This is a genomic window from Mangrovitalea sediminis (genome assembly GCF_002514725.1).
Taxonomy (GTDB): Bacteria; Pseudomonadota; Gammaproteobacteria; order Pseudomonadales; family Oleiphilaceae; genus Mangrovitalea; species Mangrovitalea sediminis.
Genome location: NZ_NTLB01000005.1, coordinates 524,377 through 540,296 on the forward strand (window position 1 = coordinate 524,377; position 15,920 = coordinate 540,296).

At 55.9% G+C, this 15,920-nt stretch carries 15 protein-coding genes; 8 read left to right on the forward strand and 7 right to left on the reverse strand.

Annotation, left to right across the window (positions count from 1 at the left end; genetic code table 11):
• Window positions 1-32: 32 nt before the first annotated feature.
• Window positions 33-1,922 carry a methyl-accepting chemotaxis protein gene (locus CLR77_RS14830; RefSeq protein ID WP_097461434.1) on the reverse strand — a complete coding sequence of 630 codons (1,890 nt, stop codon included), beginning with the start codon at window positions 1,920-1,922 and terminating at the stop codon, window positions 33-35.
• Between the two features lie 229 nt (window positions 1,923-2,151).
• On the opposite strand from CLR77_RS14830, the gene CLR77_RS14835 reads away from it, so the two are divergent.
• The 6 genes from CLR77_RS14835 to CLR77_RS14860 all read left to right on the forward strand — a co-directional run bounded on the left by CLR77_RS14835 (window position 2,152) and on the right by CLR77_RS14860 (window position 9,479).
• Window positions 2,152-3,744, forward strand: coding sequence for a bifunctional GNAT family N-acetyltransferase/carbon-nitrogen hydrolase family protein (locus CLR77_RS14835; RefSeq protein ID WP_097461435.1), 1,593 nt, complete (start codon window positions 2,152-2,154; stop codon window positions 3,742-3,744).
• Window positions 3,745-3,824: 80 nt separating this feature from the next.
• On the forward strand, window positions 3,825-4,781 hold the full coding sequence (locus tag CLR77_RS14840) for a cation diffusion facilitator family transporter (protein WP_097461436.1): 957 nt from the start codon (window positions 3,825-3,827) through the stop codon (window positions 4,779-4,781).
• A gap of 339 nt (window positions 4,782-5,120) precedes the next feature.
• Window positions 5,121-5,567 (forward strand): hypothetical protein, encoded by a 447-nt coding sequence (locus tag CLR77_RS14845; RefSeq protein WP_097461437.1) that lies wholly within the window; start codon window positions 5,121-5,123, stop codon window positions 5,565-5,567.
• A gap of 120 nt (window positions 5,568-5,687) precedes the next feature.
• Window positions 5,688-6,377, forward strand: a complete 690-nt coding sequence (locus tag CLR77_RS14850) for a helix-hairpin-helix domain-containing protein (RefSeq protein WP_097461438.1) — start codon at window positions 5,688-5,690, stop codon at window positions 6,375-6,377.
• Window positions 6,378-6,758: 381 nt separating this feature from the next.
• A complete protein-coding gene (locus CLR77_RS14855) occupies window positions 6,759-8,645 on the forward strand; it encodes a putative bifunctional diguanylate cyclase/phosphodiesterase (RefSeq protein ID WP_097461439.1) in 1,887 nt (628 codons plus the stop codon).
• Between the two features lie 450 nt (window positions 8,646-9,095).
• Window positions 9,096-9,479: a hypothetical protein gene (locus tag CLR77_RS14860; RefSeq protein WP_097461440.1), complete on the forward strand. Its 384-nt coding sequence runs from the start codon at window positions 9,096-9,098 to the stop codon at window positions 9,477-9,479.
• A 24-nt stretch (window positions 9,480-9,503) separates the two neighbouring features.
• Here CLR77_RS14860 and CLR77_RS14865 read toward each other — a convergent pair whose 3' ends face one another.
• From CLR77_RS14865 to CLR77_RS14885, 5 genes are all read right to left on the reverse strand, one after another.
• Window positions 9,504-9,803, reverse strand: a complete 300-nt coding sequence (locus tag CLR77_RS14865) for a hypothetical protein (protein ID WP_097461441.1) — start codon at window positions 9,801-9,803, stop codon at window positions 9,504-9,506.
• Between the two features lie 171 nt (window positions 9,804-9,974).
• A complete protein-coding gene (locus tag CLR77_RS14870; RefSeq protein WP_097461442.1) occupies window positions 9,975-10,355 on the reverse strand; it encodes a PilZ domain-containing protein in 381 nt (126 codons plus the stop codon).
• Between the two features lie 497 nt (window positions 10,356-10,852).
• On the reverse strand, window positions 10,853-11,782 hold the full coding sequence (locus CLR77_RS14875; protein WP_097461443.1) for a substrate-binding periplasmic protein: 930 nt from the start codon (window positions 11,780-11,782) through the stop codon (window positions 10,853-10,855).
• A gap of 156 nt (window positions 11,783-11,938) precedes the next feature.
• Window positions 11,939-12,241, reverse strand: coding sequence for a hypothetical protein (locus CLR77_RS14880; RefSeq protein WP_097461444.1), 303 nt, complete (start codon window positions 12,239-12,241; stop codon window positions 11,939-11,941).
• Window positions 12,242-12,364: 123 nt separating this feature from the next.
• Window positions 12,365-13,015 (reverse strand): SGNH/GDSL hydrolase family protein, encoded by a 651-nt coding sequence (locus tag CLR77_RS14885; protein WP_097461445.1) that lies wholly within the window; start codon window positions 13,013-13,015, stop codon window positions 12,365-12,367.
• Between the two features lie 256 nt (window positions 13,016-13,271).
• On the opposite strand from CLR77_RS14885, the gene CLR77_RS14890 reads away from it, so the two are divergent.
• On the forward strand, window positions 13,272-13,655 hold the full coding sequence (locus CLR77_RS14890; RefSeq protein WP_097461446.1) for a hypothetical protein: 384 nt from the start codon (window positions 13,272-13,274) through the stop codon (window positions 13,653-13,655).
• Between the two features lie 100 nt (window positions 13,656-13,755).
• Here the strand turns inward: CLR77_RS14890 and CLR77_RS14895 are convergent, their stop codons facing one another.
• Window positions 13,756-14,631, reverse strand: a complete 876-nt coding sequence (locus CLR77_RS14895) for an alpha/beta fold hydrolase (RefSeq protein WP_097461447.1) — start codon at window positions 14,629-14,631, stop codon at window positions 13,756-13,758.
• Between the two features lie 127 nt (window positions 14,632-14,758).
• Here CLR77_RS14895 and CLR77_RS14900 point away from each other — a divergent pair, with 127 nt between their 5' ends.
• Entirely contained in the window at window positions 14,759-15,916 is a 1,158-nt protein-coding gene (locus CLR77_RS14900; RefSeq protein ID WP_097461448.1) for an iron-containing alcohol dehydrogenase, read from the forward strand.
• Window positions 15,917-15,920: the final 4 nt, after the last annotated feature.

Consider the following 15,920-nt stretch of genomic DNA (forward strand, 5'->3'; position numbering starts at 1 on the left):
CGGGGCGGACCTGAGACCCGCCCCGAAACCCTTTACACCCGGAAGCGGGCGACCTTGTCATGAAGGGCGTTGCCGACTTCTTCGATCTTGGAGCTGTAGCTGTCGTTTTCCGTCGCAGCCTTAGCCGCCAGCTGGCCCTGATCGGCAATCCGCGTAATCGAGGAGTTCAGTTCCTCCGTAACCGACGTCTGCTCTTCGGAAGCCGTGGCGATCTGGCTCGTCATATTGCTGATGGCATTGATCGACTCGGCAATCCGCTTGAGCGCATCCATCGCATCCTGGGCCTTCTCCATACTGACATTACTCACCGCCCGTGACGCCTGCATGCCCTGCACCGCGTCATGCGCGCCTTTCTGCAGGCGCTCAATCATGCCATTGATCTCTTCGGTGCTATCCTGGGTCCGTTTCGCCAGGTTTCGCACCTCGTCCGCGACAACCGCAAAGCCACGACCGGCTTCACCGGCTCGAGCCGCTTCGATCGCCGCGTTGAGCGCCAGCAGGTTGGTTTGCTCGGCGATACCTTCAATGACTTCCAGGACCGAGGTAATGGACGCCACATCATTGCCGAGACGGTCGATGACCTCCGCCGCCTGACCGACTTCATGGGCAAGTCGTTCCACCGCATCCCGCGACGCCTGCACGGTATTCAGCGAAGCGTTGGCATCCTTATCCGCCGCATTGGCAGAATCCGCCGTCTGTTGTGCGGACTGCGCGATTTCGTTGGCTGCCGCAGACATCTCGTTGATCGCCGTCGCCACCATATCGATCTCGTGCTGTTGCGTCTCGACGCTGTCGCGACTGATCTTGGATGTTTCCTTGAGGGAGTGCACATGGCCGCGTAATTCACCGCCACTTTCCTGCGCCTCACTGACGACGCCACGAATGTTGGCCACGAAGCGGTTGAAGTCTCCCGCCAGCTGCGCAAATTCATCGGAACCCTCGACCGAAAGCGTTTTTGTGAGATCCGCATCGCCGGAGGCAATATCCCGCATGGCATCGCGCAGGCTATAGACAGGACGCATCAGGACCTTGAGCCCGATCTGAAGAATAATCAATGCCACCAACAAGCCAACAACGGCAATGATCAACCCGGTCCAGCGAGCCTGATTAACCGGTGCCATGATCTTGTCGCGGTCGACGAAAATCCCCAGGTACCAGTCAACGCCCCGTGCGGCCGTGATCTTGTTGAAACTGACCAGCCAGGGTGTACCATCAATCTGGTAGGTATGGGTCTCACCATCGAGATTGGCGTCGGCCTTGAGCAGCGTCTGGATATTTTTCCCGATCAATGCCTTGTCGGGATCGAACAATATGGTCCCCGAGGCACTCACCAGCATGGCATAGCCGCTACCGCCCATGGTGATATCGGACAGGACCTGGTTAACCTGGTCCAACGTGATATCGCCAGCCACAACGCCTTGATAGGTACCGGTAGAAACCGGCGCCAGCGACGAGATGATCATGTTACCGGTCGAGGCGTCCTTATAAGGCTCCGTATAGGAAGCGGCCTGTTTCGACATGCCCAGTTTGTACCAGGGCCGGCTTCGCGGGTCGTAGCCCGCCGGCAGCGTGGAAGCCGCTTCAGCGGACTCCATCAACATCTTGCCGGAACCCGTCCCCACATAGACGTCCTTGAAACCACCACCCGTAGTGGCAGTCATAAACAGGCGCTGGGCCTGATCGTCCGTGGTCACTCCCTTCAACTGGTCCGCTACACCCTGAGTAATGTCCAGACGGGTATTAAGCCACTGGGCGATACTGGTCGTACTCTGACGCACCACTTCCTGTTTCATGGCGTTCAGATAATCCTGGGTGGTCGAAGAAAGACGGCGATCATTGATCACCACGTAGACCGTAATCAGTATGATAAGCAACAGCGCAAAGGCTGATAGCAGTTTCTGACCGAACGACAGCTGACGCATGAAAGTTTCTACCTGCAGAAAAAAGTTTTTGTGACGAGCATGAACAACATTTCATGTTGTTAAGTAAACATAGTCCACGCAGGGAAAAACGGTACTCCCTGGACGGCCTATCCACTTAACGGACATACATAAAGTATCGGCAGGGAATCTGTTATTCTGAGAGGAATTTGCCAGACCAGCGCACTATCGAAGGAACTCGTGCGCAAGCCACAACAGCGAGGAGTCGACAATGGCCCATGAAGAACTGCACCTGACGCTTCGAAACCTGACGCTGGACGATTACGATCAGCTCAAGACGCTGATGGACCGGGTCTATGACGATATCGGCGGCGCCTGGCCAAGAGAGACCATCAAGCTCCTGGTCGGTCAGTTCCCGGACGGCCAGATCTGCATCGAAGATCATGGAGAGCTTGTCGCCGTCGCCCTAACGGTACAGGTCGCGTATGAACGTTTCAGTGATCCACACACCTACGACGACCTGATCCTGCGCAACCAGCGCATCTGGCACAACCCCAAGGGCGACGCCCTGTACGGCCTGGATGTCTTTATCGACCCTGAATACCGGGGCTACCGGCTGGGGCGCCGCCTGTACGAAGCCCGTAAGGAGCTGTGCCGTTCCCTGAACCTGCGGGGCATCCTTGCCGGCGGAAGGATCCCCAACTACTCCGAATACGCCGACAACCTGACCCCCTCGCAATACATCGAGAAGGTCGACCGCAAGGAAATCTACGATCCGATACTGACCTTCCAGCTATCGAATGACTTCCAGGTCAAGCGCCTGCTTCACAAGTACCTGCCCGAGGACAAAAAGTCGATGGGCTACGCAACGCTATTGGAATGGAACAATATTCTGTACATGCCGCCGACACCGGTGCTGGCGACGCGCAAGACGCAGGTCCGACTGGGCTCGGTGCAATGGCAGATGCGCGCCTTCGAATCCGTTGAGGAGGTCTTGCGCCAGGTAGAATATTTCGTTGATGCGCTGTCCGACTACAAAAGCGATTTCGCGCTTTTCCCCGAGTTTTTCAACGCACCGTTGATGGGACTGACCGATCAGGTGGACCAGAACAAGGCGATCCGCTTTCTCGCCGGTTTCACGGAGCAGTTCCGGGACAGCATGTCGGATATGGCGGTGAGCTATAACATCAACATCATTACCGGCTCCATGCCACTCCTGGAAGACGGCAAAGTCTACAATGTGTCCTACCTTTGCCACCGGGATGGACAGGTCGACGAGCAGCGCAAAATCCACATTACGCCCCACGAGCGACGCGACTGGGTTATTGAGGGTGGAGACAGCATGCCGGTTTTCCAGACCGACGCCGGCCGTATCGCCATCATGGTCTGTTATGACATCGAGTTTCCGGAACTCGGGCGTCTCGCCGCCGATCAGGACGTCGATATCATCTTCGTCCCGTTCTGGACCGACACCAAGAACGGCTACCTGCGAGTCCGTCACTGTGCCCAGTCCAGAGCTATTGAGAACGAATGTTATGTGGCAATCACCGGCAGTGTCGGCAACCTGCCCCAAGTTGAAAACCTCGACGTCCAATACGCTCAGTCGTCGGTTTTCTCGCCATCCGATTTTTCCTTCCCCCATGATGCCGTGATGGCGGAAACTACCCCGAACACGGAGATGATATTCTTTGCGGACCTCGATCTGGACAAGCTCAAGTTGATTCGTAACGAAGGTTCTGTCACCAACCTCAAGCATCGCCGGCGCGACCTCTACGGTCTTGAGTGGATTAATGGCGGTCAATCGTCAGAAGACACCGCAGCCGGCACCCGATCCGGTAAACCGGTACTGGAAGAGAATAAATGAGCGTGGCAGGATCTGCCCTGAACGAAACGCGCTTCGGCGAGCTTTCGCGCTTAAATCGATAAACAGGTACTCGGAGAACTATGGGACACCATCACGCACATCCCGACGGTCAGTCGCATCATCATGAGCACGGCCACGGGCACGACCATGCACATGGAGCCGCGCTATTAGAAGGCAACGGTCGAGCCTTTGCGATCGGTATCGGGCTGAATACGCTGTACCTGGTCATCGAAACCTTCTATGGCCTGGCCACCGGCTCGATGGGACTGTTGGCCGACGCCGGTCACAACTTCAGTGACGTCCTGACCCTGTTGCTAGCCTGGGGCGCGGCCATCATGGCAAAGAAGAGCGCCACATTCACTCATACATACGGCTTCCGGCGGGGCACCGTGCTCTCCGCGCTGCTCAGTTCCATCTTACTGTTGCTGGCCCTTGGCGCCATCACCCTCGAAGCCTTTCAGCGCCTACTCTCACCCCACCCAGTCAGCGGCCTCGTGATGATCGTCGTCGCCGGCGTTGGTGTCGTCATCAATACGGCAACCGCACTGCTGTTCATCAAAAGCCAGCACCATGACCTGAACATGCGAGGAGCCTTTCTCCACATGGCCGTCGATGCGGCTGTCTCTCTTGGCGTTGTGATCGCCGGTTTGGGCATCTACTTTACCGGCTGGCTTTGGCTGGACCCTGCGATTAGTCTCTTGATCGTCGCGATTATCTTCTGGGGGACCTGGGACATGTTCCGGGAATCCTTGAACCTATCGGTCGACGCCGTGCCGCGAAAGATCGATATTCGTGCGATCAGTGAATATCTGGCGACAGTGCCTGGCGTAACCGGTGTGCACGACCTCCATGTCTGGGCTCTCAGCACGACAGATGTCGCCCTCACCGCCCACCTCGAAGTTCCATCGGATTTTGTCGCACCGGACCGATGGCTGGCGAATATTATCGAAACCCTCGAAGACCGCTATGACATCGGCCACGCGACGGTTCAAGTGGAGCGCGCCGACATTGGATGCCGGCAGAGCCAATGCTGCTGATCGCCGGCTTTTCAAATCAGGCCAGATTCAAGGCATCTAGCGACAACTCCCCGAGCCTCGGCCTGCCGGCCGCGGGACGTTCGCCCATCGCGCGATTGATCGAGAAATAATATTGATATCAAAGCGTTGAGAGATAATTTTAAAGTTACAGGAACTGCAATATCCGGATATTGCTTACCTTTCATTTCATCATCTCAGCTTATCAACATAGTCGCTTGATTAAATTGCCTTTTCAGGAAATGCTGTCTACAGTTTGTACACCAAGCCCAAGAACTGAATGCGACAATCGACTGTCACTGGGGCACTCAGTTTGACGTAAGGACATCATCGGAACGCAGTATGGAACACTTCAGGATCGATCCTTCGTCCCCGGTTCCCGACCTACTGGCCCGATTTACGGTCAAGCGCGGTTTTTTGCGACGAGACAGGGTCGAGGCCCCGGTTTACAGTCTTCAACAACAGGGCTGTGTCATAAAAAGCGACGAAATGTTTAATCCGGGCGACAACGTTCATTTGGATCTCGTACTGGATATGCCTTTCGAAAACATCGAAGCCTCCTCACTGCTTGGGCATGTGACCGAGGTTAGAAAGTATTGCAGCAATTTCTTCTATACCATTGAATTCCATGAATTCTCTTCTGATAAGACCGTCTCCGATCGCATCTCTCGCCTTACTAACGTCATCAAACGCAAGCGGGCGCTTCGGCGAAGACGGAATGGAAAATCGCAGGCAGACAGTATCGAATCCTTACCTGGCGGCCAGGCATTCACGTCGTCAGGATTCTGAAAGGCAGCTATTCTGGCTATCGGACCAGGCGGTACATGTAGGCGTGCAAGTAGGGTAATAAGTGCGGCACCGTAGTTGTAGGGCATTTCATTAAGGACAGGGAACCGGAGACTCAACATCATGGCAAAGAAAGAAAAAATGGGCGTGGACAAGATCGTCAAACGCGTCAACAAGGAATTCGAAAAAACCTCGAATCAGATCGAGTCGCTGCTCAGCGATGCATTGCGGCAGTTGGATACGTTGCAGAACCAGATTCAGGAGCCGCTGCGCAAGTTGGTTGACGACATGGAACGCATTCGTGAACGTGAAATGAAGCGTTTTCAGGACGAGTTCGACCGTCGCATGAGCGAATTCCACGAGCTGCAGCAAACCGTTCTCGACAAGCTCGGGCTCGCTGGCACTCGGGACAAAACGTCCGCACAGACAGGCAAGGCTGCCAAGCCATCCACCAGTGCCGCAACCGCCAAACCCGCAGCACCGAAAGCCAAACCCGCTGCCAAGGCCGCGACCAAGACAGCCAAGGCGCCGGCAAAATCCAAAACTGCAGCCGCCAAACCGGCGAGCACCGCGAGCAAGGCTTCTGCAGCCAAGAAGACACCGGCTCCCAAGAAGGCCGCTGTCAACACTTCGAACCTTGGGCAAATCAAGGGACTTGGTCCTGCAACCGTCAAGAAGATGAAAGAGGCCGGCATTACATCGATCGAGCAAATCGCAAATCCGTCAGCCGAAGAAAAGAAGAAGCTCGACGTGTTTTCCACCATGAAAGGTTACGAAACCTGGCAGGCGCAGGCTCGCAAATTGCTGGGTTAATAACGCTATTGAGATAAACCAAGAAGGGCTCTGTACTTCTCACAGGGCCCGTCATTTTTTGGCCGGAGCGAGATTTACATTTCCTAACAGTGAGTTACAATTTGCAAACCGTAAAATCGCTGTCATATCCCCTTTGAAATGTGACGCAGTTCCACTCGAATGCAGTGCCCTAATCTAAGCTGGCTATACAGTAGGACCAACATCGTAGTAGGAGCGAGCTAGCGGTCGAAATGAGCTAGTTGTAGTAGTAGTAGTAATAGTAGCGGCATCGAATCACGTAGCCGCCAAACAGATTTTGCTGAATAACAAGAACAATACGTACGCAGAACGATCCACTCGTTCATTTCCCTCTTATGTCGTCCTTAGTGCGGAAACAGCTTAATGGCGTTACTGGGCAACGGTCTGTCCGAACAACTTGAAAGCGCCTTTCCCTGGCTCGGTCATGCCGGAAGCGGTTGGGCTCCTGTCGCGGCAGGGTTCGCCCTATTAAGCGTTGCTATCGTCCTGTTTATGCTCGTTCTCGTCTTGAAACAGCGCCTTGCTGACAGCGTGAGGCGGCGCAACGAGGACCGCTATAACCTGGCAAAATTCTCCAGCGCCGTTATGAACAGTGGCTCAATGATCGCAATAACGGATTGCGAGGGACGTATTGAATACGTCAATGAGCGGTTCTGCGCCATTACCGGCTTTGATCGTAGCGACGCCATTGGCAAGCCCCTCAATATCCTGCGCCCTGCGGCCTCGCGCAACGGTAACCCCGAAAAGCGCGGAAACGACATTCTCGACTGCCTTCAACCCTCCTGGGAAGGTGAAATGCTTTGCTCTCGCAAGGATGGCGAAACCTTCTGGTCGACGGTCAACGTCTCTGCCGTCTACGACAACGAAAACGCCATTGCGAACTTTGTCGTTTCCGGCGTCGATATCACGGAACTCAAGGTCGCCAACCAGCGCATGGAACAGTTGGCGCTTTTCGACAGCCTGACAGGGCTCGCCAACCGACGCCTGTTTCTTGACCGTTTGGAACAGGCCATCATTAACGCCAGACGTCACCAATGCCAGGTTGCCCTCCTCTTTCTGGATCTCGATCAGTTCAAACGGATTAACGATACATTAGGTCACGACGCCGGGGACATGCTGCTGCTGACGGTCGCCGATCGCCTGAAGTCCTGTGTCCGTTCCCAGGATACTGTCGCGCGCCTGGGCGGCGACGAATTCACGATCCTGCTCAACGACATTCACGACCCACAGTCCGTTAACGTCGCGGCCAAAAACATTCTCCGCACTCTGAAAGCGCCCATTCGCCTGCAGAACCAGGAAGTCATCGTCTCTACCAGTATCGGCGTCACAGTGGCACCTGGCGACAGCGAAGATCCTGAAAACCTGATGAAGAATGCCGACTTGGCCCTCTATCGCGCCAAGGAAAAGGGTCGGGATCAACACCACTTCTTCACTGAGGAATTAAACCAGCGGGCCATCCGGCAGCTCCATCTGGAACAGGAACTACGCTACGCCCTCCAGTTCGATGAATTCAACCTGATGTACCAGCCGCAAGTAGATTTGCGCAGTGGGGAAATGATCTGTGTCGAGGCACTGATCCGCTGGCACCACCCACAAAGAGGCCTCATCAGCCCGGATGACTTCATCCCCGTTGCGGAGGAAACCGGTCTTATCGTCCCTATCGGCAACTGGGTACTGCGCAACGCCTGCATGCAGATGAAACTGCTGCAGCAGCTCACAGGTTGCGACCTGCGTGTCGCAGTGAACCTGTCGGCACGCCAATTCCGCGACCCCAACCTGGAACTCGTCATCTCAGACGCCCTGGACGCCTCCGGGCTCGAGCCTCGCCATCTGGAAATCGAAGTGACCGAAAGTATGCTGATGGATGACATCACCTCGGTCACGGAGCAGCTGAGCCGCATAAAATCCACGGGAGTCATCATCACCATCGATGACTTCGGCACCGGCTATTCCTCCCTGCGCTACCTCAAGTGCCTACCGGTGGACGTACTGAAGGTTGACAGGGAATTCGTACGCGACATCCCCGAAGACCTCAACGACATGGAGATTACGTCAGCAGTGATTGCCATTGCCCATAAACTGGGATTGAGAGTCATCGCAGAGGGCGTCGAAAATATCGATCAAAAGGATTTTCTGGTCATCAACAAGTGCGACTACGCACAAGGCTACCTGTTCAGCCGCCCCTTGAGTTTCGAGGACCTGTTCAAGCATTTCGGCGACCTCAAGGATAATGCCCTAAAGCGAGCCTGAGCTGAGACCTCGAGCCAGCAACACCGTTAACAACACGCGCCCCCTGGGCGACAGCCAATATTCCTGCCCCATTTCCGCCCCGATGGCCCCGCCGACACCATTTCCCTTAAAACCTTTGTAAATTGTGACGTCGCCCCATTTCCAAGGCACCAGCGCCTAAAGTAACATTTCGTAACACCAAGTAATCTTTCTTATCTTGCCGCCGTTTTGCAAGTCAGGTAACAGATGAATAACTGGATACTCTTTTCATCATCAGCCCTTTTGGTCACGTTGGTTTTACTGTTGGCCCTAAGGATTCTTTACCTCTACAGGGACAGCATGGCAAGCCCGGCTGGAGGTCGCCTCAGCGCAGCCCCCTCCCCCCAACAGCGTTACACCACACTCCGTTCTGAAAATGGCTCCAGCAAGGCTGATAGCCGCTCGGCAAAGGGTTCCCAGGAATACTCACGCGTGGACTGGATGTCCAAGGCACAGATTTTTGCTGGCATTCAACTGTTGGATGCAAAACGTAAGGGATTGATCTTGGCGGATGACAACAAACCCGGTTGCCGGCAGTTAGCGGCGATGTACATGATCGGTGCAGCCAAAGGCATCATTCTCAACATGCAGGGGAACGACCAGGATGCACGGGACGTCGCGGCTTTCCTGATGACACATAACCTGCATTTTGACCGGCTGGATATTGAAGACGCACTAAACGCCGTCACTCGGGATGAGTCGACCCTGAACAGCTATCGGTGTGGCCTGGAAGGCGCCGAGACCTGGTTGGCCCGGCGTTTTGTTCCTGACAGCATCTCGCTCTATGAGGCTGTCTCCAGTAACGCTTTCATCTGAACATCAAGGCGGTCGAGCCAGCTTCTAGCCGACCGTCCACTCCCGCCCCAAATCGACCGGTTCGGCGGCTACCGGCTTCAAGTTCCCATCGAGCAAGACACCGGTGATCTGCGGTTTGCCGAACTGATCGTTCTCGAGACGCTCCATACTGTCGACATCAACCGAGCGGACCTGGTACTGCCTTCCATCCACGATGACACGCGTGCGATGGCTCAATCCGAATACAAATCGACAGTAATCCAGCTTTAGCTGCGAAAGATCCCTTTCGGCCTTGTTGATCTTGCGTACGAGGACGCTACGAAGACTGTCGGCGTATTCCGTCATGATGTTTCCTGCCCGGGATCCTGATCGGTAATGGAACCGGAGAGCGCCACAATCTTGGAAAGGGTTGCGACGGCGTCATCCGATTAACCGCGGCATTATCCCCCAAAGCCAGTAGCCTGTCAGGTCCGAGCACGCCTGTCCGGCATACAAACCTTTCCCCAGATCCGCGGCTTACTCCTGAATACGCTCTGCCACTGCCGCATAACGGGCGAGAATACCCTCTATACGGGCCAGGTTATCCTGGGCATCGCCGCGCCCGCCCGACTCAAACTCCAGGCCATAATGCTTGACTGCATCACGGGACTCAGTATGCCGGATCGCCGCAGATACCTTGTTCACCGTGATATCGCCCACCTCAGTTGCCAATCGAAGCGAAAGCTGTACCCGGTCACCCGTTTTCAACGGATGTGCTGTCACGATCCCAATGCCCAACTGATTGAAGTCAGCAACATCGACTTCCATCCATTCATTGCTAAGGAGGCCCTTGCGGACACGGATTCTCGCCTCCAACTGCAAGCGTGGCAAACGTTGACGGCGGCGGCGTTCATTCATCGAGTGCTCCGAAATTATCAGTTATTTGAAGGGCCTGCAAAAAGCATGGGGCAGAGTTCGGCTTTGCTCAAGGTGGACTTTTCAAAAAGCCAAATACATCTCAAAAAGGGGCAAAAAAGGCCAAAATTGCATCAACTTCCCGTCAAAAAAGCGCCACTTACCGCAATAGGATCCTATACCTCTTGCACCTTCATACCTCTCGGCATGCAATCTAGGAAACGTATGTTTTAGCCGTGTAAAGAGGGCCGTAACGAACACGGTGGGATAACAATAGCCGCGAGAAGCGTGGCGAATCAGCTCTGCCAGTGGCATCGCAGTGAGCAGGAGGCGAGTCTCATTCGCCCCCAGGGCGTTTTCAGTTATGACCACTCAGCATTTCGAGGTTCTGATGATCGATGCTGGACTCTCCCGGGTTTCGTTATTCCGGCAACAAGGCGTGATCCAAGACAACGGAGAAAACCGCCATAGGTGGCACATCCGTATCGTCAGAATCCCTATTAAAAGGAAAGCAGAGTGACCAGACTCTCCGACCGATCCGGTGTCTCAAAGCGGTGACGAATTTCAGCGGGATGAGGACTGGTCAGGGGCATCATGGCGACCCAATCGGTCAAACCGTATTCAGCCAGTATTTTTGCCAGACGACCGGTCTGGCGAAGCTTTCGCAGCCCCTGATCCATCAGCCGTGCCAGTTTTCTGCCTCGGGCATCTGGCGTAAATGCGATATTGACCACATTGTAGGCGGCCGTGTCGGAGATCTTAAGCTGCCCCTGCAAGTGCATCAGCTTGAGGGTGTAATTCAAGACATTGCCGCTGGCAAAGATAGCGTCGATGTAGTGCAGCCTCAGCATCTCGATCAGTTGCCGAAGCGCATGGTCCGTGGCCAGTACAACGACGGAATCGGGGTTGTTCCGGCGGCGATCCGCGAGATACTGATCGATCGGGCCGCCGTTGTTATAGCCGTAGTTGTCGATAATGCCGATTTTCAGTCCGTCCAGGGAGTGAGGCCCCGAATAAATCACCGTACTATTTTCGGCAAAGGCCACAACGGTATGGTCGATGCCCAATGCCTCGTGACCAAATACCAGTCCCCGACCATCCTCGTATGTTGCGCCAACAGCACCGTCGATCACCCCGTTATGGGCTTCCACCAGTGCCCGGGACCAGGGCCGCGTGCGATACTCCACCGAGTATCCGGACTTGACGAGAATCGTCCGCGCCAATTCAATCATGTAACCAGGATGAGCGCTGTTCGGGGCACAGTTGTACGGACACCAGGGATCGGCGGCCAATTTGACCACACGGGACGAGGCAGAGGTTCCTGCAGTCGCAGGGGAGCTGTTCAGCAAAAGCGAACCGCCAAGGCAAGGCAGGAGCAACGCTAACGCCGCCCCCCTAACCTTCTGGCGTAGAGTTTCAAACAACACCATTCAGTAGCCTTCACCGAACTACAGAAGAGATTAACCTTTAAACCATAGTCGGAAACGCGCCACTTCGTCCAATCGAAGCCAGACGGCATACGAAGAGACAACCAGTTCCGCAAACCTACGCGCTTCTTATATCTAACTCAACGACATGCAAAACGGTCAGGATCGGTCTACCGACAGCGAGCGCGAACGACGCACACGAATTACCGTGTTTTTTTTCTCTGAAGGACTGTTTTCAGGAGCCGCAAGAGCGGTACCACACTGGTCGTATTCGGCCGTGAACGCTTCGACCCCCTCGCGAATCAGGCGCACCACCTCTACCGCGTTGAGTCCGGACGGCACACGGCCCGGCGAAACGGAGAAATTGGTTGTATCCGGAACACCCTCGAACTTAAGCATCATCCCCGAGGTGTGAGAAGCACAGGCGGCCGCCAAGTCGACCGACCATTTTGGGTGTGGCATATTAACGATCCCCTACGTCAATTGACGCCAATGGACCTGAGAATACGAGTTCCGGCCCTTTCAGGCAATTGATTGGACTAAAATTTAACGCCACTGTCGTGTTCCCGGTCAACGGCTGGAACGTCAAGACGACAGCTGGTCAAGTGCGGTCCCCACGACGGCGGAAAGCGCCCACCCCAGGATAAAATGCTGGTCCGCGTCGAGATGAACACCATCGACCCGACTGGTGCTCGTCACGGTAGCCGCGTCGAAGAAAAGGCAGTCCATTTGGGCACACACCTGCTCATAGGCCGCCGCCAAACCGATACACTTATGCTCTCCGCCCTGGAATTTGGGCGCAATCGTCCCCTTCGCCGCCTGCTGCGGCGGGGGTGCGACCACCAGAATGGGGGGAACCGGCATGCCCGGTTCGATGGGGGCCTGGCGAATGGCGCGAACCAGCGCAGCTATGCCTTGGGACGAGTGCCACGCATTGTGCTCATGCATGGATTGGAAATCGTTGGTGCCCAGCATCAGCACCACCATCGCCAGGGGTGAATGCATTTCTATCCGTTGTGCGAGACCTTCCAGCCCGTTTCGTCCCGCATTAAATGGGTCATCCCAAACCGTCCGGCGGCCGTTCAGGCAATCCTCCAACACCCGCACATGACGGCCACCTTCGTTAAGCGCTATCTCCATTACTCCCGGCCAACGCTGCTCAAAATCGAGCCGTTGGCGCGTGTTTGGCACGATGCCCCAGGAAAGAGAATCTGCGTAGACCAGGATCTGCTGCATGACGGCTTCCCGAAATATGGCCTGTCGGCAGGAAACGGTATAAGGCCTAGACGGCCACTTCCTGAGACTAAACAGTCGCCCTCCAACATACAAGCGCAGCAACCCTGAATGCAAAGCAGCCTCGTCACCCAGGTCCGTTACCGGCAATCCGCCCAATCATTACAACATCCTCACGCTGTGTGGCCATCGATTCCGGAACTCACCTCCCCAAACGGAGTCTTTAACTCTGCTTTATCAGCCGAAAAGGAGATTGACCGTGGATTACTCACTCGCAGAGCAACAGATGTCTCAAGTACAACAGCAATCTCAGGCGACCCTGGATAAGATGCAGAACCTGGCGCAGAAGCTTCGTATGCAGGCGCCAGACGAAACCACCGGCCGCGAATGGGCGATGGACCTGAGGGAGGTGGCCGTGACGATGCAACAACAGAACCAGGGCACGATGATGTTGCTGCAACAGATGGCCCAGTACATTCATACCCTGGAAAACGAACTGCAGACTCACCCCAGGCCCTCCGTACAGCCGCGCGGCTGGGGTAGCGGTGGAGGCTTTTTGGGCAACCTGACAGCAGGACTTGGTATGGGAGCGGGTTTTGCGGTGGCAGAAGATGTCGTGAATGACATCTTCAACGCCTTCTGATCCAAGCCCTTCGACCTCACGAACACGAGGGAGGCACCGTCAACGATGCTTCCCTTTGCCCGACCACCCAGGCCGTGTCAGGCTGCGTCGTGACTGGCCTTCATATCAGGAAATCACTGACCTCGCGGATAATATGTTCCGGCACCTCTTCCGCGAGATAGTGCCCGGCCGGTAGCGCATGCCCCCGGACATTCCGGGCCACCTGCTGCCATTCACGCAGCGGGTCGAAACACTGGGCTACCGTACCTTTGGCACCCCACAATACCAACAGGGGGCATTCAATGACCCGGTTCGCCTCCCGGTCCATGCGGTCATGTTCCAGATCGATACCTGCACTGGCCCGATAATCCTCGCAAATCCCCCTGGCCGTCCCGGGTAATGCCAGACAACGCTCATACTCCGCCAGAACCTCATCGGTGAAAGGCGCCATGCCGGCGCTGCGACTTCCCATGACGCTACGCAGGTAGAGCGCCGGATCCGCCTTTATGAGTGTTTCCGGCAACGGGGCCGGGCGTATCAGGAAAAACCAGTGCCAATAAGCACGCGCAAATAGTTCATCCGTTTGAGAATACATCGATAACGTCGGTGCGATATCGAGCAATATCATCCGGTTGATCCGCGCCGGATGGTCCATGGCCAGCCGATGGGCGACACGGGCACCCCGGTCGTGCGCCAGGACGCTAAAACGCAGGTGACCCAGCATCTCCATCAGTTGCACCGCGTCACGCGCCATTTCACGCTTCGAGTAGGCAGAATGATCGGCGTTGGCTTCGGGTTTTCCGCTGTCGCCGTACCCCCGCAGATCGGGTGCGATAACCGTAAAGGATTTCGCCAGCGTCGGCGCAACACGGTGCCACATCACATGGGTCTGCGGATGTCCGTGCAGCAACAGTAATGCCGGCCCCTGCCCACCTATCCGGTAGGTCAACTCGATGCCGTTGAACTTCCCCCGGACTTTCTCGAACCCTTCAAACATACAGCCTCCCGACGCCAAACATCACACGTATCAGTCAGTGATCAGGATCACCGATGCGCGAGCAGTGGAAATTCGCGTATATTGAAACCCCAGTCGCTTCCGCCGACAACAACAATGTGGAGGAACTATGTCCAATCTCGTGATCTTGCCACGTATTATGCACGTCGGTGCCAACGCCAGCGAAAAGGTCGCCGAAGTTCTCGTTGATCTCGGCTGCAGCCGGCCGCTGATTATTACTGACAATATGATGGTGAAACTGGGGTATGTCGGAAAGATACAGGACATACTCAAGGGTAGCGGCATTGAGGCTGAGGTGTTCTCGGACACCGTCCCCGAGCCGACCGTCAGCTCCATTCAGGCCGGCGTTCAGGCAGCCACGGCGCGAAATTACGACGGGATCATTGCGCTCGGGGGCGGCAGTGCTATCGACAGCGCCAAGGCCATCGCCATTCTTGCACGCTTTGGCGGCGTACCTCGGGACTACAAGTTTCCCCGCAATGTCAACGAGGCGGGTCTCCCCCTTATCGCCATCCCGACCACGGCCGGCACAGGATCGGAAGTGACCCGGTTCACCATTATCACGGATGACGAAAGCGACGAAAAAATGCTCTGCGTCGGCATCGGATACATGCCGATCGCTGCGCTGGTCGATTACACGTTGACGATCAGCGTGCCCCCGCGCACCACCGCCGACACCGGCATCGACGCACTCACCCATGCGATCGAGTCATACGTCAGCCAGAAGGCGAATCCGTTCAGTGACAGTCAGGCGCTGTCGGCGATGCGGCTGATCGGCCCCAACCTGAAGCGGGCGTACCACGACGGTAACGACCTCGAGGCTCGCGAGGCCATGATGATGGGAGCCACACTGGCCGGCATGGCTTTCTCCAACGCTTCCGTGGCCCTGGTTCATGGCATGAGTCGCCCTATCGGCGCGTTCTTCCACGTACCTCACGGCTTGTCCAACGCCATGCTGTTACCCAGTGTCACCGAGTTCTCGATTCCTGCCGCCGCAGCACGTTATGCCGACTGTGCCCGAGCCATCGGCTGGGCCTCGGAGGAGGACTCTACGGAAAGCGCCAACGGCAAACTGTTAGAGGCACTGAAGGCGCTCAACGAAGAACTTCAGGTTCCGACACCCGCGGCATACGGTATCGAGCAGGAGCATTTCTTCAAACTGATGCCTACCATGGCCGAGCAAGCCCGGGCCTCGGGCTCTCCGGCCAACAATCCCCGGGTCCCGACACTTGACGAGATGGTCGAGATCTACCGCAGCCTCTGGTAACCGG

Excerpts from the sequence above, each read along its gene's own strand:
- CLR77_RS14900 (WP_097461448.1), top strand. The coding sequence starts at position 14,759 with ATGTCCAATCTCGTGATCTTGCCACGTATTATGCACGTCGGTGCCAAC.
- CLR77_RS14865 (WP_097461441.1), bottom strand. The coding sequence starts at position 9,803 with ATGACGGAATACGCCGACAGTCTTCGTAGCGTCCTCGTACGCAAGATC.
- CLR77_RS14830 (WP_097461434.1), bottom strand. The coding sequence starts at position 1,922 with ATGCGTCAGCTGTCGTTCGGTCAGAAACTGCTATCAGCCTTTGCGCTG.
- CLR77_RS14835 (WP_097461435.1), top strand. The coding sequence starts at position 2,152 with ATGGCCCATGAAGAACTGCACCTGACGCTTCGAAACCTGACGCTGGAC.
- CLR77_RS14850 (WP_097461438.1), top strand. The coding sequence starts at position 5,688 with ATGGCAAAGAAAGAAAAAATGGGCGTGGACAAGATCGTCAAACGCGTC.
- CLR77_RS14880 (WP_097461444.1), bottom strand. The coding sequence starts at position 12,241 with ATGCCACACCCAAAATGGTCGGTCGACTTGGCGGCCGCCTGTGCTTCT.
- CLR77_RS14895 (WP_097461447.1), bottom strand. The coding sequence starts at position 14,631 with ATGTTTGAAGGGTTCGAGAAAGTCCGGGGGAAGTTCAACGGCATCGAG.
- CLR77_RS14845 (WP_097461437.1), top strand. The coding sequence starts at position 5,121 with ATGGAACACTTCAGGATCGATCCTTCGTCCCCGGTTCCCGACCTACTG.
- CLR77_RS14885 (WP_097461445.1), bottom strand. The coding sequence starts at position 13,015 with ATGCAGCAGATCCTGGTCTACGCAGATTCTCTTTCCTGGGGCATCGTG.
- CLR77_RS14840 (WP_097461436.1), top strand. The coding sequence starts at position 3,825 with ATGGGACACCATCACGCACATCCCGACGGTCAGTCGCATCATCATGAG.
- CLR77_RS14855 (WP_097461439.1), top strand. The coding sequence starts at position 6,759 with ATGGCGTTACTGGGCAACGGTCTGTCCGAACAACTTGAAAGCGCCTTT.
- CLR77_RS14875 (WP_097461443.1), bottom strand. The coding sequence starts at position 11,782 with ATGGTGTTGTTTGAAACTCTACGCCAGAAGGTTAGGGGGGCGGCGTTA.
- CLR77_RS14870 (WP_097461442.1), bottom strand. The coding sequence starts at position 10,355 with ATGAATGAACGCCGCCGCCGTCAACGTTTGCCACGCTTGCAGTTGGAG.